The sequence below is a fragment of the Gordonia malaquae genome, from assembly GCF_037148075.1.
GTDB lineage: Bacteria > Actinomycetota > Actinomycetes > Mycobacteriales > Mycobacteriaceae > Gordonia > Gordonia malaquae.
Map to the genome: position 1 here is coordinate 361,336 of NZ_JBBCUB010000005.1, position 19,192 is coordinate 380,527.

Genomic DNA, 19,192 nt, shown 5'->3' on the forward strand with positions numbered 1-19,192 from the left:
AATGAAACAGGTGAAGTGATGGTGCGTGTCGACGATCGAACAGATGACAAGTCGATGACGTTCCGGACTGCGTGGCTGATTCTGATCGCGTGCAGTGCGGTGAGCCTTGTCGTCGCCGCGATGGCAGCCCTCAACACCGCCCTGCCCGGCATCGCCGCCGACACCGGATCGACCAATTCACAGATGACGTGGATCCTCGACAGCTACACCCTCGTGCTCGCCGCCCTCCTTCTCCCGGCCGGCGCGATCGGCGACCGGTTCGGTCGCCGCGGCGTGCTGCTCGTCGGGCTCGTGATCTTCGGGATCGGATCCCTGTCGGCGATCTGGGTGGACGGTCCCACCGAGTTGATCGCGACGCGCATCGTCGCAGGCGCAGGCGCCGCACTCATCATGCCGACGACATTGTCGCTGATCACCGCGGGTGTACCGCGCGAACGCCGGGCCGTCGCCATCAGCATCTGGGCGGCGGTCGCGGGTGCGGGCGCGATCGCAGGCTTCTTCGTCACCGGCGTGCTGCTCAACTTCTTCCACTGGCATTCGGTGTTCATCACGTTCGCCGTCTCGACCACTGTCGTTCTCGCGCTGACTTTCACCATCGGAACGTCGAAAGACGAGAATCCGGGGCGCTTCGACATCGTCGGCTCCCTCACCTCGATGGCGGCCGTCGCAGGTGTCGTGTTCGGTCTTCTCGAAGCACCGCACCGCGGATGGGCCGACCCGCTGATCCTGATCTGCTTGATCGGCGGCGCTGCACTCGTCGCGGTGTTCATCGTCGTCGAACACCGACGCACCGATCCCCTGCTCGACGTCGACCTGTTCCGGAATCGAGCGTTCGCTTCCGGTTCGCTGTCGGTGGGACTGCAGTTCCTTGCCTCGTTCGGAGTCTTCTTCCTCGTCCTGCAGCAGTTGCAGCTGGTGTTCGGGTACTCACCGCTCAAATCGGCCGTGGCACTGTTCCCGATGGTCGCCGGTGTCGGCCTCTTCGCGATGATCGGCAACTGGGTGGCGGTGCGCTACTCGCTGAAGTTCGTGCTCGGAGTCGGGGTGGCGATCGCAGCGCTCGGCGTCCTCCTTCTCGGGATCGTCGAGACGGACGAGTACTGGAAGGTCGGCGCCCTGCTCGGAGTCTGCGCGATCGGGATCGGCCTAGCGACAGCTCCGTCGACCACCGCGATCATGTCGAACACCCCGCTGGAGAATCAAGGGGTCGGCTCTGCGGTGAACGACACTGCCCGCGAACTCGGCGCGGCCATCGGCATCGCCCTCGCGGGCAGCATCATGGCAGCAGGCTACGAGGAGAGGATCGGCGCGACGGCAGACGCGGCGAAGGCCCAGATCGGCATGCAGGACCCCGCGGCCGCCAGTGCCGCCGAGGAGGCGATCCGCGGGTCGCTCGCCGGTGCTGTCAAGGTGAGCGAGAGCCTGCCGCCCGAAGGCGCACGCCTCGCCGAAGCGATCACCTCGGGCGCGCAGGCGGCGTTCCTCCCGCCGATGCAGACCGCGTGCCTGGTGCTCGGCGGCGTCCTCGCCGCGGGCGCGGTGTTCCTGGGGTGGTTCACACCGCGCGATCTCGACGCGGCCGCCTCACCCGAGGCATGACCGTGCCCCGCGTCGAGCACTGGTCGCATCGGGTAGGCGAGGAATCCGTGCTCGTCTACCCGGACGGCTGCATGGACCTCGTGTGGGACGACGACGGCGTCTGGGTCGCAGGCGCCGACACCGGCCCTCGGACCGTGACCCGCCGGGCCGGCTCGCGGATCTCCGGCATCCGCTTCTCGCCGGGGCTGCTTCCTGCGCTGCTCGGTGTGCCAGCGGACGAACTCACCGACTCCGTGGTGCCCCTCGCCGACGTCGGGTCGTCCCTCGTCCGATCTCTCGGCACCCCCGAGCGCGCAGGGCTCGCAGCGGCACGGCTCGACGTCGATCGATGGGTGACGCCGACGGTCCGCGCGTTGGCCTCGGGCGCTGCAGTCGCCGATGTCGCCGATCACCTCGGCATCACCGAACGGACCCTGCACCGAAGAGCCGCCGCAGCGTTCGGGTACGGGCCGCGACGGCTCCAAGTGATTCTGCGGGCCGGTCGCGCCATCGATCTGATGCGGACAGGCGTCGACCTGTCCGACGCCGCGGCGACGGCCGGATACGCCGACTACCCGCACCTGTACCGCGACATCGTCCGGTTGACGGGGCGTCGACCCGCCCAGTTCAGGCCCACCCAGTTCACACCCGCGCAGTCTCGTCAGAGGCCGGCGTAGAGGTCGACCTCGTTGCCGTCGGGGTCGCGCACGGTGGCGTACCGCTGGCCCCACGGCGCGTCGAACGGCGCCCTGGCCACCTCGCCGCCGCGTTCGGCGGCCTTCGCGGCGACGGCGTCCACCTCGGCGGGAGTCGAGCACTCGAACGCCAAGCTCATCGCCGACGACCCCGGCGCCGACCGTGTCCACTCCGGGTCGAATGACATGATCGTCGACACCGGGTCGAACAGGACGCGGAAACCGCCGAGATCCACTTCGACGTGCGGCGCGTCGGCCGGAGTCTCGGGGATGTCCAGCCCGAGCAGGCGGTAGAAGTCGAGAGAGATCGAGAGGTTGTCGCAGACGATGCTGATCGCGTTCAAGCGCGGTGAAGAAGTCATGACCCTCACGCTATGTGCACCGACGTCGACTGTCATGAACGTTTCGGACACCATGCTTCGAATCGAGCCGATATCTCATCGACGCCGGCGGCGCCCGCGGTCACCGCGATGATCAGGTCGTACGCATCGTCGTCAGGCGCGTCGACGTCGTATCCGTTCAGACCGTAGAAGACCACGACCGACATCCAGCCGAGCCGCTTGTTCCCATCGATCAGTGGGTGATTGCGGACGACGGACTCCAAGAGCGCTGCCGCTTTCACATGAATCGACGGATACGCGTCTGAACCGAAGACCGTCGATCGGGGACGGTGCGCAGCCGCGTCGAGGAGTCCCACGTCGCGAACTGCGGGGCACCCGAGCTCGTTCGCCAGAAACAGCAGGTCTTCGAGATCGAGGTACTCGGTCATTGCGCCAGACGGTCGAGCAATGCGGCGTATCGCTCCCGACCTGCGTCCGACAGTTCCCGGACTCGCGCGTCTTTGGTGCGCCTGGCCGCCGCCGCGACGATCGCTCGGGTTGCGGCCTCCTGCTTGCTGACGCCGTCAACCTCCGCCAAGAGCTCGAGCGCCCGGTCCTGTTCGTCCGTCAATCGGAGAGTCATCGCCATGAACTGATGATACCGCTTCGATACCACGTTTCGGGGGCGTTGCGCGCCGCAGCCCGAGGCAACAGTATGAGTGCGTGCGAATCCCCCTTCTGAAGACCAAACAGCCCGACACCGACGGCCTGGTGATCGCCGTGACCGGCGCCGCCCGCGGGATCGGGCTCGCGACGGCCCGACGACTCGCCGCAGGTGGAGCACGGGTCGCGATCGGCGACCTCGACGCGGACTCCGCCACGGCAGCCGCGTCCACGGTGACCGGCGCGCGCGGCTATCAGCTCGACGTGACCGACGACGAGTCGTTCGCCGCGTTCCTCGCCGCCGTCGCCGCCGACATGGGGCCGATCGACGTGCTGGTCAACAACGCCGGAGTGATGTGGGTGGGCCCGTTCGACGAGGAGCCGACCACTGCATCCGAGGCGATGGTCGCCGTCAATCTGCTCGGGGTGATTCGCGGTGTGCGTCTGGCCGCCCCGACCATGCGAACCCGAGGCCACGGGCAGATCGTCACCGTCGCATCGTCGGCGTCCCGTCTCGCGCCGCCCGGGATGTCGACGTACGCAGCTACCAAGCACGGGGTGCTCGGCTACCTCACGGGCGTTCGGGAAGAGCTGCGCCGCAGCGGCGTCACGGTGACCGTCGTGATGCCGACCGTCGTCGACACCGAACTCGCCACCGGCGCGGCCACCGGATCGGTCGCCCTGCTCCAGCCCGACGACGTCGCGGACGCCGTGTTCGAAGCGGTCGGAACCCGCCGCTTCCACGTGTGGGTGCCGGGGAAGATCAGTCCACTCATCGCGTTCAGCGGAATCCTGCCGCAACCGTTGCGCGATCGAATGATGCGTTTTGCTGTGCCGGATCAGGTCGAGGCAGTTTCCGGGTCCACCGCGAGGGACGCGTACCAACGCTCCGTCACCGAACGGAAGGATTGATCCGCATCGATCCGGTGCGCGGCAGATTTGCTGCTGGTCGATGCATATTATGCTGTCAGCGGTTTTCTGATTGACGTACAGTTTGCGGATGGCGCATCCCCAGGGCCTGCGGGAGTCGATCCGCCGGGATGCACAGTGTGACGTGCGGCGACACGCGAAGTACAACCAAATGCGCCACGACTCGCGACTCATGTGCGTCGACTCACTCATATAGGCTAGCCTCTTCGCATTCACGACGTTTTTTGCGAGGAGAGCCATAAATATGGGCCAACACACCACCGCGCCCCAGAAGGGGTTGCGTGCAGGTCTCGCAGTAGCGCTCGTCGTCGGACTCGGCGGCGGGGTCTACGCCGTCTGGGACGCCAAGCACGGTGAGTGCAGCGACGTCAGCGATATCTCGGTGATCGTCGAGGGCGACCTCGGCGGTTACGTCACCCAGTTGGCCGACCAGGCGGAGAAGAACAGCTGCATCGACTACACCGTCGAAGCCGTTCCCGCCAGCCACGTCAACGACCGTCTGACGCAGGCCGACGCGCCCGACATCTGGGTTGCGGAGTCGCCGACGCGGGTTCGGCAGGTCGCCAACACGCTCGGCCGCACGTGGTCGGACATCGGCCCGTCGCTCGGCACGTCTCCCGTCGTCGTCGCCGGCCATCAACTCCCGGATCTGCCGTCGTGGTCGAAGGTTCTCACGATGCCTGCGCTCCGCGTCGATCCGCCCGCCAAGAGCGATGTCAGCAACGCCGCCGTCGTCGGGGCGCTCGCGGAGATGTCGTCCGGTTCGATGACGCACCAGCAGCTGATCGACACCCTCACGATGCGCGCACTCCGCATGAACGACGAGGACGGCGCCCCGGACCTCAAGGCGATGGCCGCGAGCGACAAGCCGTCCCTCGCTCTCACCACCGAACGAGTGTTCGCGGCGTTCAAAGCCGCTGAGCCCAATGCAGCCATCAACGCGGCCGTGCCGCAGTCGGGCACCGTCGCCCTCGACTACCGCATCGCGAACGTCGCGCAGGGCGACCGCGAAGCGCCCGCCGATGACGCCATCGTCGCCCTCACATCTGTCTTGCAGACCGATGAGGGCAAGAAGATCCGGCAGTCCGAGAACATCCGGCCCGCCGACAGTTCACCGCTGCCCGACGACCGCGGTGTCGGCAACGCCAACATCATCGTCCCGCCGAACCGTGAACTCGTCGACAACATCCAGCGCAAGTGGACGGCGTTGACCCTGCCGATCCGTGCTCTCGTCGTTCAGGACGTGTCCGGCTCGATGAAACAGGACGCGGGCGGCAAGTCGCGCGCCGAACTGCTTCGTGACGCGTCGGTGTTCGGCCTGTCGAAGTTCCCGCGCAACACCTCGCTCGGCTACTGGGAGTTCAGCAGTGACCGCGGCGGCGAAGGGATCCCGTACCGCGAGGTGGTGCCGATCGGCCCTGTGCTCGGCACCACGGACGGAAAGTCGAACAAGGATCTCCTCGCGGCCGCCATCGACAACAGTCTCTCCAACCTGCACGGCGGCACCGGCCTGTACGACACCGCGCTCGCATCCTTCAAGAAGGTCTACGAGACGTACGACCCGGCGTACTCGAACAGCGTCATCCTCATGACCGACGGCCGGAACGAGGACCGCAACAGCATCACGCTCGAGCAGCTGGTGTCCGAGCTCAACATCATGAAGAACCCGGCCCGGAGGATCCCGATCATCACCGTCGGCATCTCGAAGGACGCCGACGTGAACGCCCTGAAGAAGATCTCCGACGCCACCGGCGGAAGCTCCTTCATCGCACAGGATCCGAAGGACATCGGCCAGATCCTGCTCCGCGCGGTGTCGTACCGCGTCGAAGGCGCCTGACTCTCGCAAGTCGGCCCCATTGGACGGGAAGGCACTTCCACTTATGCCGAGGTCAAACAGACCGCCGAGGTGGTGCTGCCCGGCGTGACGTGGCGGCGGCTTCCGCTATGGCGATACGCCATCACGTGGCAAAGACCCACATAGGCCGATTCCTTGCCGGTCACCGCAGGAACACACGCCGATCACGAAACTCACAACATGGAAGGAAAGTATCACCGGGGTGCGTTTCGTACGCCACCCCTACGTGACGTTTGCGGCACAACGTACGCAGTTAATGAGATGCGGACGCCCTGGGAGCCGGGGTACCGTACTGGGCGTGGAGTTGCTTGCGATCGAGGATGTCTAGCCCGCCGAACCCCGGCGGGCACACTGCAGTCGATGAATGAACGGCCGTCGCCAGAGACGGTCCGCCCGATTGTGTGTCCGATGCTCTCTTTCCCTCGCGCCCAGGGCTGTCCCTCCGGCGCTCGACGAATCGAGTCGTCTCCACATGTCTACACCCCAGAATTCTGCCGTCACCCTGCGTGATCTCTCCTTCGCGTGGCCCGACGGCGCCATCGCCCTGTCGCACGTCGACGGGACGTTCACCCAAGGCCGCACCGGCCTCGTCGGCCGCAACGGTTCCGGCAAGTCCACGCTGCTCCGGCTGATCGCCGGACTGCTCACTCCGACAGCAGGACGCATCGACACCGCCGGCGACGTCGGGTATCTGCCTCAGACCCTCACTCTCACCACGGAGACGACCGTGGCCGAGCTTCTCGGAATCGACCGCACGCTCGCCGCGCTGCGGGCCATCGAAGCCGGCGAGGTCGACGAGGCCCACTTCGAGACCGTCGGAGACGACTGGGGCATCGAAGCCCGTGCCGCGCAGGCTCTCGATCGGATCGGATTCACCGCCGACGACCTCGACCGCCGAGTCGCCGAGGTGTCGGGCGGCGAGGCGATGCTCATCGCGGTCACCGGACTCGCACTGCGACGCACTCCGATCACCCTGCTCGACGAGCCGACGAACAATCTCGACCGTCCCACCCGGGCGAAGCTCGCCGCGATGGTCGACGACTGGCCCGGCACGCTGATCGTCGTCAGCCACGACCTGGAACTCCTCGAACACATGGACTCCACCGCGGAGCTCTACAACGGCGAGGTGACCGTCTTCGGCGGGCCGTACAGCGAGTGGCGGTCGCATTTGGACGCCGAGCAGGCCGCGGCGGAGCAGGCGGCGCGCACGGCGCAGCAGACGCTCAAAGCCGAGAAGCGACAGCGAGTCGAGGCCGAGACCCGGTTGGCTCACCGAGCGAAAGTCGGCAAGAAGGCACAGCTCGACGGCGGACTGCCGAAGATCCTCGCCGGTGCCCGGAAACGCCGAGCGCAGGAGTCGGCGGGCGCACTTCGGACAACCCTGGACGACAAGATCGCCGATGCGCAGGCCGCCGCCGACTCCGCCGACGCCCTGATCCGCGACGACGACCACATCTCACTGGTGCTGCCCGCACCCGATCTGCCACGGAGCCGGCATCTCGCCGAGTTCACCGGCGCCGACTCCACGGCGTCCGGGACCGTCGTCGTCGCGGGCCCCGAGCGCGTCGCGATCGTCGGGCCGAACGGCTCCGGCAAGACGACTCTGCTCACCCAGTTGGTCTTGGGCGCCGAACCCGAGGGCGGACGTGCGTCGGGGCGCCTGCTCACATCGTCGTTCGGCTACCTTCCGCAGCGGCTCGACGGCCTCGACGATGCAGCGAGCGCGTTGGCGAACGTCCAGGCGGTGGCACCGAACGTCGAGCCGGGCGACGTCCGGAACCGTCTCGCACGACTGCTGATCCGAGGCGCGGCCGTCGACCGGCCCGTGTCGACGCTGTCCGGAGGCGAACGGTTCAGGGCATCGCTCGCCACGCTGCTGTTCGCCGAACCGCCGAGTCAGCTGTTGATCTTCGACGAGCCGACCAACAACCTCGACGTCGCCAGCGTCGAACACCTGGCGGAGGCCCTCGACGCCTACCGCGGGGCGTTGATCGTCGTCAGCCACGACGTCGGTTTCCTCCGACGAATCGGCGTCGACACCGTCATCGAACTCGGGCGGGACGGCTCACTCACCCAGCGCGCGGAGCTCCCCGAGTAGCCCTCGAGGGGCTCAAACGCGTCAGGCGTCGACTCCCGCTCGCGATTTGTCCGTGAGCGGGAATCGACGCCTGAGGCGTTGAGCCAGAGTCAGCCGGGAAGACCGGGGATGGTCGACAGCTCCGGAAGGTTCATCCCGATCTGATCCCTGCAGAACGAGCCGGTCGCGGCGCCGACGATGATCGCGCCCTGCCCGGCGTCCTTGCCCTCGATGTTCTGAGCCACTTCCAGAACGGACTTGCCCGCCTTGAGGTCGGCACATGCCTGCTCGCCCACGGCGACGGCCTCGTCATCGTTGGCGAAGGTGATGTTGGAGGCCTCGAGCGCCTTGAGGTATGCAGCGCGGTCGGTCGAGTCCGACGACGATCCGTCGTCACTGCACGCTCCGAGGAACGCAGCACCGGCGATCACCGGGGCGATGAAGAGCAGTCGTGCACGCATGGGAGATGTCCGATCTGTAGGAGGCGTGACGAGAGTACCGGGTGTCGGTCAGGACACCGTGACCGCGTCCGCCGCCGTGGACTTGGCCCACTTGTAGTCGGCCTTGCCCGCAGGGGTCCGCTTGACCTCGTCGACGAAGACCACGGTGCGCGGGACCTTGTAGCGCGCCAGCGTCTGACGGCAGTGCTCCTGCACATCCTCCAGGGTCGGCTCGTCGAAGCCCGGGTTCAGCGATGCGACAGCCGCCACTCGCTGGCCGTACTTCGGGTCGGGCGCCGGCACGACAAGCGCGTCCGCGATCGCCGGATGACCGTGCAGCGCGCCCTCGACCTCTTCGGCGTACACCTTCTCACCACCGGTGTTGATGCACTGGCTGCCACGACCGAGGAAGATGATGCTGCCGTCTTCGCGGACGTACCCCATGTCGCCGAGCACCGAGATCCGCGTGCCGTCGGAAAGGGTCGGGAACGTGCGGGCGGTCTTCTCCGGGTCCTTGTAGTACCCGAGCGGGATGTTGCCGATGCGGGCGATGTGGCCCACCTCGCCCGGCGTGGTGATGCGGTTGAACTGCTCGTCGACGACCATCATGCGGTCGGTCGGCGGCACCATGAGGTTGCCGTTCTCGTCCATCTTGATCTCGCCGTCGTTGCCCGACTCCGAAGCACCGAAGTTGTCGCGCAGCAGGAGTTCCGGCTTCACTGCGAGCATGCGGTCGCGCACGCTCTGGCTCCACAGCGCGCCACCCGAGGTGATCGAGAACAGCGTCGAGAAGTCGGCGGTGTCCTTCTGCTTCTCCATCTCGTCGGCGAGCGGCATGCCCATCGCGTCGCCCACGATGAGGATCATCTGGGTCTTGTCGCGCCCGATGTTGCGGATCATCTTCTCGGCGTCGAAGTCGCGCTCGAGGATCAGGCGGCTGCCGAGCGAGATGAACGTGAACAGCGAGTACGACGCTGCGCCGTGCATCAGCGGGGCGGCGATGAGGAACGACATCGACGGGAAGTTCTGGACCTCACGCGCGAGTTCTTCCAGATCGGCGCGCGGCGGGCCGTACGGGTTGCCGCCCGAGATCGGCTTGCGGAAGAAGTCGTCGTGCTGCCACATGACGCCCTTCGGGTATCCGGTTGTACCACCGGTGTAGATCATGTAGATCTCTTCGCCGTTGCGGGCGTCGAAATCGCGTGCAGACTGCTGCGTCTTGTAACCGTCGAAGTCGACGATCTCGACTGTGCGTCCCTCGAGAGCGGCAGCGGCAGCGGTCAGTTCGTCGACGACGTCGCCGATCACGAACACCGTGCGCAGCAGCGGCAGCTTCGCCATCAGCTCGGCGACGCTGCGCTGGTGCTCAGGCAGCTCGACGACGATCGCCGCCGAGTCGGAGTTGTCGAAGATGTACTCGAGTTCGGCGTCGGTGTAGCGGTAGTTCACGTTCACCGGCACGGCGCGGATCTTGATCAGACCGAGCAGCGACGTCACGTGCTCGACGCTGTTCTTCAGGTACAGCGCGACATTGTCGTCCTTGCCGACACCGTGTGCAGCGAGGTTGTGCGCCACCTGGTTGGCCAGCCCGTCCAGCTCCGCGTAGGTGATGTCGGTGCCGTCCCACGTGAGGACCACACGCTCGGGAACGGCGTCCGCAACGGTCTCGAAGACGTCTGCGAGGTTGAACTTCATCTTTCTAGATCTCCTTGGGAGGGCCGAGCAATTCGGGTGGTGGTCAAGCGGTGAGGACGAGGCCGGACGTCGGAACACCCGTGCCTGCGGTGACGAGGACCTGCGATGCGCCCTCGACCTGGTTGACGGAGTCGCCGCGCAGCTGGCGGACGGCCTCGGCGATGCCGTTCATCCCGTGGATGTACGCCTCACCGAGCTGGCCGCCGTGTGTGTTCAGAGGTAGTCGGCCGCCGACTTCGAGGGCTCCGGGCTCACGGACGAAGTCCTTGGCCTCGCCGCGTCCGCAGAATCCGAGCTCTTCGAGCTGGATCAGCGCATACGGGGTGAAGTGGTCGTACAGGACCGCCATGTCCATGTCGTCGGGCCGGAGGCCGGACTGCGCCCACAGCTGCCGACCGACCAGACCCATCTCCTCCAGAGCAGGCAGATCGTCGCGGTAGTAGCTGGTCATGATGAACTGGTCGCGCCCACTGCCCGACGCGGCGCCCGCGATCGACACCGGCTTCTGCTTGAGGTCCTTCGCGCGCTCCGGGGAGACGACGACGATCGCGACACCACCGTCGGACTCCTGGCAGCAGTCGAGCAGATGGAGAGGCTCGGCGATGTATCGCGACGCCTGATGGTCCTCCAGGGTGATCGGCTTGCCGTAGAAGAACGCGTTCGGGTTCACCGCGGCATGCTTGCGGTCGACGACGGCGACGCGGCCGAAGTCTTCACCCGTCGCTCCGTACTCGTGCATGTACCGCTGAGCCGTCATCGCGACGAACGCCGCGGGCGTCGACAGGCCGTGCGGGTATGAGAACGCGTTGTCGGTGCCCGAGGAGTTCTCCTGGTTGGCGACAGCGGCGCTGACCTGGCCGAACCTGTTTCCCGACCGCTCGTTGAACGCGCGGTAGGCGACCGCGACGTCGCACACGCCGGTCGCGACGGCCATCGCCGCCTGCTGCACCGTGGAGCACGCCGCGCCGCCGCCGTAGTGGATGCGGGAGAAGTACTTGAGCTCCGGGATCCCCACCGCGCGAGCGACGGCGATCTCGGTGTTGGTGTCCATCGTGAACGTGACGAGACCGTCGACGTCGTCGGCGGTCAGGCCCGCGTCGGCCAACGCCGCGTTGATGGCCTCGGCGGCCAGACGCAGCTCGCTGCGGCCGGAGTTCTTCGAGAAGTCGGTGGCTCCGATGCCTGCGATCGAGGCCTTGCCGGAGAGAGTCCTGCTCATCACGCCTCCTGGCTGGTGAAGACGACAGTCGAGATGACGTGCTTGCCGAGCGAGTTGGTGCCCGTGACGGCGACGGTCACCCGATCGCCGTCGACGTCGGTCACCTCACCGGTGAAGGTCAACGAGTCGTAGGCGTACCAGGGCACGCCCAACTTCAAGTTGATCGACCCGATCCGCGTCGACGGGCCCGCCCAGTCGGTGACGAACCGCTCGACCAACCCGGTGTCGGTGAGGATGTTGACGAAGATGTCCTTCGACCCCTTCTGATGCGCGAGGTCCCGGTCGTGGTGCACGTCCTGGAAGTCGCGGGTCGCGAGGGCGGTGGCCACCACGAATGTCGGGGTGGCGTCGATGGTCAGCGGCGGCAGCGCGGCGCCGACGGCGATCGTGGTCACTTGGCTGCTCCTGCCGGAGTGAAGGCGTACAGGGTCCACGCGTCGGCGTCTCCGTCAGTGGTGGATCCCCCGTCGCTGCGCTCGCCCGCAGGGAAGTCCAAGAACGTCACCTCGACCTCGAGCCCGATGCGGACGTCGGCCGGATCGATCCCGCGGAGTTCGCCGAGCATGCGGACGCCCTCCTCGAGCTCCACCAGCGCCACTGCGAACGGCAGCGAGCGGCCGGGCACCTTCGGCGCGTGATGAATCACGTGGCTGTACACGGTTCCGCGACCAGACGACACGACGTAGTCGGTGGTGCCGAACTCACCGTCCTCACCGCGCGGCTTCCACGTGGCGGGGATCGGCGGGTGACGCAGCGACCCGTCGTCGAGCTTCTGAATGCGCAGCTCATGGGCTGCGACACCGTCCCAAAAGAAGGCAGTGTCGCGGGACTTGGACGGCTTGATGAGCTTGGCCGGGTCGAGGTCGGGCGTCGCGCTGACCGGCTCGGTCTTCGCCGCGGGCCGGAACTTGAGGATGCGGAAATGCATCTCCGCGACGAGTTCGTCTCCCACCGACCAATTGTTCTTGGTCGTGAAGAACCAGCCCTCGCCGAGAGCTGTGTTCTTAGGGCCCACGACGTCGACGAGCTCCGACGAGATCGTGACCTCTTCGCCAGGCGAGGTGTAGCGGTGGTAGACGGTGTCGCAGTTGGTCGCGACCACCGAGGTGTAGCCGGCCTCGTCGAACAGCTCGGTCGCCAGACCCAGCGGATCGTCGTCGGCGCGGACGCCGTGCAGACCGCGCATGGTCCACACCTGAGCCATCGCGGGCGGGGCGACGATGCCGTCGTGGCCCGCCGCGCGGGCCGCGTCGGCGTCGACGTAGATCGGATTGTCGTCGCCCATCGCCTCGACCCAGTTGTGGATCATCGGCTGGTTGATCGGATCGCGGCCCTTCTTGGGCGCGCTCGCGCCCTTCGCCTTGATCGCATCCGCTGCGGCGCGGATCTCGTCGTGCGTCATCGTCATCGCTTCACCCTCGGCAGACCGAGACCGGCGGTGCCGATCATGTCTCGCATCACTTCGTTGACGCCGCCGCCGAACGTGATCACGGCGTTGCGCTTGGCCATCATGTCGAGCCAGTCGACGAGATCGGCCGTCGTCTCGTCGGTGAAGTCGCCGTACCGGCCGACGATCTCGTCGGCCATCCGGTGGATCGTCTGCACACGCTCGGTCGCGAACACCTTCGTCGCCGCGGCCGACGCCATCGAGATCTCACCGCTCGACGCGACCTGCCAGTTGAGCAGTTCGTTCAGACGCTCGTATGCGCCGATCGTCGCGAGCGCGCGTCGGACGTCATCGCGGCTGCTCACCGGCTCGCCGTCGACCTGCGCGGTGGCAGCCCAGTCGCGGACCTTGTCGGCGACGCCGCCGATGCGGCCCGACGGGCCGAGCATCACACGTTCGTGATTGAGCTGGGTGGTGATCAGCTTCCAGCCGTCGCCCTCCTCGCCGACCCGCATCGAGACGGGAACCTTCACGTCGCTGTAGTACGTCGCGTTCACGTGATGCGCGCCGTCCGCGGTGATGATCGGGGTCCACGTGAAACCGGGATCACGGGTGTCCAGGATCAGGATCGTGATGCCCTTGTGTTTGGGGGCGTCCTGATCGGTCCGGCAGGCGAGCCAGATGTAGTCGGCGTCGTGGCCGCCGGTGGTGAAGATCTTCTGGCCGTTGACGATGTAGTTCTCGCCGGTCTCGTCCAGCGTCGCCCTCGTGGTCAGCGACGCGAGGTCGGTGCCTGCGTCGGGTTCGGTGTAGCCGATCGCGAAATGCACGTCGCCCGCGAGGATGCGCGGCAGGAACAGGTCCTTCTGCTCCTGGGTGCCGTACTTCTGCAGCGTCGGCCCGACGGTCTGCAGCGTGACCGACGGCAGCGGAACGTCGGCGCGGACCGCCTCGTTGGTGAAGATCTGCTGTTCGATCTCACCGAAGCCCTTGCCGCCGAACTCCGCGGGCCAGCCGACGCCGAGCCAACCGTCGGCGCCCATCTGCTTGATCACCTTGCGGTACGCGGGACCGTGACGCTCCACGCGCATGGTGCGCGCATCGTCGTCGGAGATGAGGGTGGAGAAATAGGTGCGCAGTTCGTCACGGAGGGCCAGCTGAGCCTCGGTGAACGCGATGAACATGCCGTCACCGGCGTCAGCCCCGGTGCCCGAGCCTGCCGGGTCGGTGTCGGCGAGGACCGCAAGGGTGCGGTCGGCGCCCCCGACAAGACGACCGAGATCCTTGGTGATGGAGAAGTAGCGATGCAGCGGGTAGGTGACGTCGACGCCGATCCCGCCGTGCAGGTGGGTCATGGTCCGCATCGTCGCCGGAAGCTCGGACGCGATCCAGTACATCGCGGTCGCGAGGTCGCCCTGCGCGTCGCGGCTCTGCGCCAGTTCCCAAGCGGCGGCGGTGCTCACCAGGCCGAGGGTCGCAGAGATGACGTAGACGTCGGCGAGCTGCTGCCCGACCGCCTGGAACGTGGCGATCGGCTTGCCGAACTGATGCCGGGTCGAGACGTGCTCAGCAGTGCGCGCGATCGCACCGGCCAGCAGTCCGTCGGCGTAGGCCGCGAGCAGCGCACGGTAGACGTCGACAAGCGGCTGCGGATCGTCGGAGACCACCCGGCCGGCGCGAGCACGGTCGAACCTGACGGTGTACTCGCCCCAGCCGGACGACGCGGTGGTCCTGGTGACAGTGACTCCGTCGGCCGCCGGATCGACGACGGCGATGCCGCCTGCTGCGGCGACGACCAGTGCTGTCGCCCCGTCGGCGTGCAGGACACCTGTTTTGACACCGGTCAGCACGCCGTCGACAAGCGTCGTCGACAGTCCCTCACCGAGTGCTCGACCCGGTTCGCCGACCGCGACCGCGAAGCGTCCCTCCGGATCGGTCGACGCCCCCACGAGACCGGCGGCGAGAGTGCCGATCAGCGGTGTGACGACTGCGTCACGACCGGCACGCACCACGAGTGGTCGGAGCGCGTCGACACCGAGGTCGTCACCGCCGAACTCCTCGCTGAGCGGCATCGCGGTGACGCCTGCGTCGACGAAGCCGCGCCATGCGGCGGCGTCGAAGCCGCTGTCGGCGAATTTTGTCTCCCAGTCCGGCAGCAAGCGCTTGACGACGTCGTCGGCGACGTCGGACACGGCTGCGGCCGCGGGGTCCAGAGTGAAGTCCACCCGGCACCTCCTGAAGGTAAATTAGAACGTGTTCCATTTGTAGCAGATGGCGAATGCCTCTACCTAGCACTTGCTTGGTTGGCGTGCAGTCAGCCTCGCGGGAGGCCGAGAATTCGCTCTGCCGCCGCGTTCTTGAGGATCTGCGTGGTTCCGCCCGCAATCGAGAGACACCGGTTGAGCAGCAGCAACTCGGTCGCCGACGAACTCGACAGACCCTCGACGCCGAGCAGATCGGTGGCGAACTCCGGCACCGACTGCCGATGCACCACACCGATCAGTTTTCGGACGCTCGAAGTCGCGCCGGGATCGGTCCCCGACAGCCGCTGGACCACCGACCGCGCGTCGAGCACTCGTCCGATGTGCGCATCGGCGACGATCCGACCGAGTTCACGCGACTGCTCCGCGCTCAGTTCCGCGCCGTCGATCTGACGCAGCAACGCGTCGACCTCCTTGCCCAGACCCGAACCGCCCATGGCCACGCGCTCGTTCGCGAGTGTTGTGCGCGCCAGTCGCCAGCCGCCGTCGACCGGCCCGACGACCATCTCATCGGGCACGAACACGTCGTCGAGGAACACTTCGTTGAACATCGCGCGGCCGGTCAGCTCGCGCAACGGGCGGATGTCGATCCCGGCGGCCGCCATGTCGACGAGGAAGTACGTGATGCCCTTGTGCTTCGGCACGTCGGGGTTGGTGCGCGCCAGGCACACGGCCCACTGCGACATGTGCGCCTCCGACGTCCAGATCTTCTGACCGGTGAGACGCCATCCGCCGTCGACGCGGACGGCTTTGGTGCGCAGCGATGCGAGATCCGATCCGGCCTCGGGCTCGCTGAACAGCTGGCACCACCGGATGTCGCCCGCGAGGGTCGGCGCGACGAACTTCTCGCGCTGAGCGTCCGTGCCGTGTTCGAGGATGGTCGGCAACGCCCAACCCGCGATCACCAAATCGGGACGGGCGACGCCCACCCTGTCGAGTTCGGCGTCGATGAGCAGTTGGAGCGCCGGATCGGCGGCCAGACCGTACGGCTCCGGCCAGTGCGGTGCGAGCAGTCCGGTGCGGGCCAGCGCCGCACGACGCTCCGACTCCGGGGCCGCCGCGACCTCGTCGGCGGCGGCGGCGATCGCAGGCCGCCGATCCTGGACGGACTCGAGGTCGAGCGAGAACTCGCGTCGGGAACCCTCGCGCCCGAGGCGGCCGAGTTCGGCACGCGCGGCCGATCCCTGGCCGAGGAGCATGCGGGTGGCGAGCGCCGACCGCAGGTAGAGGTGTGCGTCGTGCTCGAATGTGAAGCCGATTCCGCCGAGGATCTGGATGGCGTCCTTGGCGTTCGCGGGTGCGAGATCGGCGACGAGCACCGACGCCGCGAGACGGCTCAAGGCCGCCTGCGTACGGTCGCCGTCGTCGATCGCCGACGCCAGATCCCACGCGGCGGCGGTCAACTGCTCGCTCCGGCACAGCATGTCGGCGCAGATCTGCTTGACGGCCTGGAACGATCCGATCGGCGCCCCGAACTGGGTGCGGACCTTCGCGTAGTCGACGGCCACGTCGAGGACGTGCCGTGCGACGCCGGACTGGTAGGCGGTGAAGCCGAGCACGAGGAGGTCGACGAGGAGCTCTGCGTCGTCGATCCGTACGAGCGAACCGTCGGTCAGGCCCGAGAGACGCACCCGATGCGGGATCGCCGTGCCGTCGAGCGGACCGTCCATGACGGTGGCGTCGACACCTGCGGGCTCGATCGCGTACCAGCCGCTCGCGCCGTCGACGACAAGCGGAGCCAGCACGAGGGCGTCGTCCACCCAGGCGGGTACCGGACCCAGATCAACCGATCCGTCGGTCAGCGGCAACGGCACCGCACCGGCGATCGCCGACGCCGGGATCACCACGGGCCGCTCCCCGGCCATGAGCGCTTCGGCGACCTCCGCCCCCTGCGTGGCCAGGACGTACGCACCGGCGACGGTCTGCGCCAACGGCCCCGGGACCAGCGACGATCCGCACGCTTCCAGCATCACGGCGACGTCTTCCAGACTGCCGCCCGCACCTCCCGCATCCTCGGCGACACCGGCCATGAACACGCCGAGTTCACCGATCTGGCCGAAGAACTCGCGCCATGACGCACCCCCGCCGTCGATGTCGGCACGGACGGCCTCGGCGACGGATCGGGCCGCCGCCCAGTCGGTCACGCTGTCGGCTACCACTCGTTGGTCGGATGACGTGGCGATACTCACGGGAGTTTCCTCTGCGTTTCGGTTGTTGCAAGCAATTAGAACCTGTTCTAATGACACCTAGGGTGTACACCATCGAAGTGCCGCTGCCAACCAGCGGCCGCCCGATATCGAGGGGGAATCCGCACATGGCAGGCCCGGCCACCAGCACAAGCGACGTCGAAGCACCGACGCCGCCGCCAACTCCGGCACCCACCTCGGGCGCCGAGGTCGGATCGGCTGCGCAGCGCGAGCGGCGCAGGCGGATCCTCGACGCCACACTCGCACTCGCCTCCAAGGGCGGATACGACGCGGTGCAGATGCGCACCGTCGCAGAGAAGGCCGACGTCGCCGTCGGCACCCTGTACCGGTACTTCCCGTCGAAGGTCCATCTCCTCGTGACAGCGCTCGCGCGCGAACTGGAACGAGTGGAGGGCCGCGTCGACCGGACACAGCTCCCGGGCGACGACCCGATGGCTCGACTGCGCCACGTGCTCGACATGATCACCTATGCGATGCAGCGCGATCCCCTCCTCACCGAGGCGATGACGCGGGCGTTCATGTTCGCCGACGCATCGGCCACCAGTGAGGTCGACCGAGTCGCCAACACCATCGACCGCCTCCTCGCGGGCGCGATGCTCGACCCCGCTGATGCCGAGGCCGAGCCGTCCGAGCACGAACTCGCGATCGCACGCGTCATCTCCGACGTGTGGATGTCGAACCTCGTGCAGTGGCTCACCCGCCGTGCATCGGCCACCGACGTCACCACTCGGATGGCATTGACGATCCGCCTTCTACTCGACAAATAGAGCGGTCTTCCCGCTCAACGGGAACGCGTCACCTCCAGCGACATGACCGAGGTCACTATCGAGTCATCAGGACCCTTCCGGGCCCTGGCGAAGAACTCGATGGAGGACACGCATCATGTCTGCACCCACCCAGGACGACGAGTTCCGGACGATCGAATCGGCCGGAGCCCCCACCCGATTCGCACGCGGATGGCACTGCCTCGGCCTGCTGAAAGACTTCCAGGACGGCAAGCCCCACCAGGTCAAGGCGTTCGGAACCCAGCTCGTCGTCTTCCAGACGGAGAGCGACGGCGCGATCAAGGTGCTCGACGCCTACTGCCGCCACATGGGCGGCAATCTCGCCAAGGGTGAGGTCAAGGGCGATTCGATCGCCTGCCCGTTCCACGACTGGCGGTGGGGCGGCAACGGCCGCTGCACCGGAATCCCGTACGCGCGCCGCGTGCCGCCGGTCGCCAAGACCCGCTCGTGGCCGACTCTGGAGCGCAACGGCCAATTGTTCGTCTGGCACGACCCGCAGGGCTCCAAGCCGACCGACGACGTGACCATCCCCGTCATCGAGGGCTACGGCACCGACGAGTGGACCGACTGGCAGTGGAACTCGATCGTCGTCGAGGGCTCGCACTGCCGCGAGATCGTCGACAACGTGGTCGACATGGCGCACTTCTTCTACGTCCACTACTCGTTCCCGACGTTCTTCAAGAACATCTTCGAGGGACACGTCGCCGGTCAGTTGATGAACTCTCTGCCTCGCGACGACATCAACGTAGGCACCAACTACGACGATCCCGACTCACGCCTGGAGTCCGAAGCGTTCTACTACGGGCCGTCTTACATGATCGACGTCCTCCGCAACTACGCGAACGGCATGTTGATCGAGACCAACCTGATCAACTGCCACTACCCGGTCGACGAGAACTCGTTCGTTCTGATGTACGGCGCGAGCGTCAAGAAGCCCGCGGGGATGGAGGCAGACGAAGCCGACGCGATGGCCGCGCAGTTCGCCCAGGGCGTGAAGGTCGGATTCGAGCAGGACGTCGAGATCTGGCGCGACAAGGCCCCGATCGACAATCCCCTCCTGTCGGAGGAAGACGGCCCCGT

The 19,192-nt window shown here is 67.1% G+C and carries 17 protein-coding genes; 7 read left to right on the plus strand and 10 right to left on the minus strand.

Features of this window, described 5'->3' with window-relative positions; translation table 11 throughout:
* The first annotated feature begins 18 nt into the window (after nucleotides 1-18).
* Together WFK36_RS18620 and WFK36_RS18625 are read left to right on the plus strand one after the other, a co-directional pair.
* On the plus strand, nucleotides 19-1,599 hold the full coding sequence (locus tag WFK36_RS18620; RefSeq protein ID WP_336793454.1) for an MFS transporter: 1,581 nt from the start codon (nucleotides 19-21) through the stop codon (nucleotides 1,597-1,599).
* A complete protein-coding gene (locus WFK36_RS18625; protein ID WP_336793455.1) occupies nucleotides 1,596-2,255 on the plus strand; it encodes a helix-turn-helix domain-containing protein in 660 nt (219 codons plus the stop codon). Before WFK36_RS18620 ends, WFK36_RS18625 begins: the two co-directional genes overlap by 4 nt.
* On the opposite strand, the gene WFK36_RS18630 is transcribed toward WFK36_RS18625, so the two are convergent.
* Genes WFK36_RS18630 through WFK36_RS18640 form a run of 3 tightly spaced genes read right to left on the minus strand, consistent with a single transcriptional unit; the run spans nucleotide 2,240 to nucleotide 3,242 of the window.
* Entirely contained in the window at nucleotides 2,240-2,635 is a 396-nt protein-coding gene (locus tag WFK36_RS18630) for a VOC family protein (protein WP_336793456.1), read from the minus strand. The genes WFK36_RS18625 and WFK36_RS18630 overlap by 16 nt on opposite strands.
* Before the next feature lie 32 nt (nucleotides 2,636-2,667).
* A complete protein-coding gene (locus WFK36_RS18635; protein WP_336793458.1) occupies nucleotides 2,668-3,042 on the minus strand; it encodes a type II toxin-antitoxin system death-on-curing family toxin in 375 nt (124 codons plus the stop codon).
* Nucleotides 3,039-3,242 carry a CopG family transcriptional regulator gene (locus tag WFK36_RS18640; RefSeq protein WP_336793459.1) on the minus strand — a complete coding sequence of 68 codons (204 nt, stop codon included), beginning with the start codon at nucleotides 3,240-3,242 and terminating at the stop codon, nucleotides 3,039-3,041. Before WFK36_RS18640 ends, WFK36_RS18635 begins: the two co-directional genes overlap by 4 nt.
* 74 nt (nucleotides 3,243-3,316) lie before the next feature.
* Between WFK36_RS18640 and WFK36_RS18645 the strand changes: the two genes are divergently transcribed.
* The 3 genes from WFK36_RS18645 (at nucleotide 3,317) to WFK36_RS18655 (ending at nucleotide 8,139) form a co-directional block, all read left to right on the plus strand.
* On the plus strand, nucleotides 3,317-4,168 hold the full coding sequence (locus WFK36_RS18645; protein ID WP_336793460.1) for an SDR family NAD(P)-dependent oxidoreductase: 852 nt from the start codon (nucleotides 3,317-3,319) through the stop codon (nucleotides 4,166-4,168).
* A 262-nt stretch (nucleotides 4,169-4,430) separates the two neighbouring features.
* Complete coding sequence (locus WFK36_RS18650; protein ID WP_336793461.1) at nucleotides 4,431-6,023, plus strand: VWA domain-containing protein; 1,593 nt, start codon at nucleotides 4,431-4,433, stop codon at nucleotides 6,021-6,023.
* Between the two features lie 490 nt (nucleotides 6,024-6,513).
* The gene (locus WFK36_RS18655) at nucleotides 6,514-8,139 is read left to right on the plus strand and encodes an ABC-F family ATP-binding cassette domain-containing protein (RefSeq protein ID WP_336793463.1); all 1,626 of its coding nucleotides are present in this window, start codon (nucleotides 6,514-6,516) and stop codon (nucleotides 8,137-8,139) included.
* 89 nt (nucleotides 8,140-8,228) lie between these two features.
* On the opposite strand, the gene WFK36_RS18660 is transcribed toward WFK36_RS18655, so the two are convergent.
* The 7 genes from WFK36_RS18660 to WFK36_RS18690 all read right to left on the minus strand — a co-directional run bounded on the left by WFK36_RS18660 (nucleotide 8,229) and on the right by WFK36_RS18690 (nucleotide 17,309).
* Nucleotides 8,229-8,579 carry a DUF732 domain-containing protein gene (locus WFK36_RS18660; protein ID WP_336793464.1) on the minus strand — a complete coding sequence of 117 codons (351 nt, stop codon included), beginning with the start codon at nucleotides 8,577-8,579 and terminating at the stop codon, nucleotides 8,229-8,231.
* A gap of 48 nt (nucleotides 8,580-8,627) precedes the next feature.
* Complete coding sequence (locus tag WFK36_RS18665) at nucleotides 8,628-10,253, minus strand: AMP-binding protein (RefSeq protein WP_336793465.1); 1,626 nt, start codon at nucleotides 10,251-10,253, stop codon at nucleotides 8,628-8,630.
* Between the two features lie 43 nt (nucleotides 10,254-10,296).
* The gene (locus WFK36_RS18670) at nucleotides 10,297-11,472 is read right to left on the minus strand and encodes a lipid-transfer protein (RefSeq protein ID WP_336793466.1); all 1,176 of its coding nucleotides are present in this window, start codon (nucleotides 11,470-11,472) and stop codon (nucleotides 10,297-10,299) included.
* On the minus strand, nucleotides 11,472-11,867 hold the full coding sequence (locus WFK36_RS18675; RefSeq protein ID WP_336793468.1) for a MaoC family dehydratase: 396 nt from the start codon (nucleotides 11,865-11,867) through the stop codon (nucleotides 11,472-11,474). Before WFK36_RS18675 ends, WFK36_RS18670 begins: the two co-directional genes overlap by 1 nt.
* Nucleotides 11,864-12,880 carry a bifunctional MaoC family dehydratase N-terminal/OB-fold nucleic acid binding domain-containing protein gene (locus WFK36_RS18680; RefSeq protein ID WP_336793469.1) on the minus strand — a complete coding sequence of 339 codons (1,017 nt, stop codon included), beginning with the start codon at nucleotides 12,878-12,880 and terminating at the stop codon, nucleotides 11,864-11,866. Before WFK36_RS18680 ends, WFK36_RS18675 begins: the two co-directional genes overlap by 4 nt.
* Nucleotides 12,877-15,084: an acyl-CoA dehydrogenase gene (locus tag WFK36_RS18685; RefSeq protein WP_336793471.1), complete on the minus strand. Its 2,208-nt coding sequence runs from the start codon at nucleotides 15,082-15,084 to the stop codon at nucleotides 12,877-12,879. The genes WFK36_RS18680 and WFK36_RS18685 overlap by 4 nt, the downstream gene beginning before the upstream one ends.
* Nucleotides 15,085-15,173: 89 nt before the next feature.
* Entirely contained in the window at nucleotides 15,174-17,309 is a 2,136-nt protein-coding gene (locus WFK36_RS18690; RefSeq protein ID WP_336793473.1) for an acyl-CoA dehydrogenase, read from the minus strand.
* Nucleotides 17,310-17,434: 125 nt separating this feature from the next.
* Between WFK36_RS18690 and kstR the strand changes: the two genes are divergently transcribed.
* Nucleotides 17,435-18,094: a cholesterol catabolism transcriptional regulator KstR gene (gene kstR / locus WFK36_RS18695; RefSeq protein ID WP_008378575.1), complete on the plus strand. Its 660-nt coding sequence runs from the start codon at nucleotides 17,435-17,437 to the stop codon at nucleotides 18,092-18,094.
* Nucleotides 18,095-18,209: 115 nt separating this feature from the next.
* Nucleotides 18,210-19,192: 3-ketosteroid-9-alpha-monooxygenase, oxygenase component (locus WFK36_RS18700; RefSeq protein ID WP_336793476.1), on the plus strand; the 983-nt coding region annotated here is incomplete at its 3' end.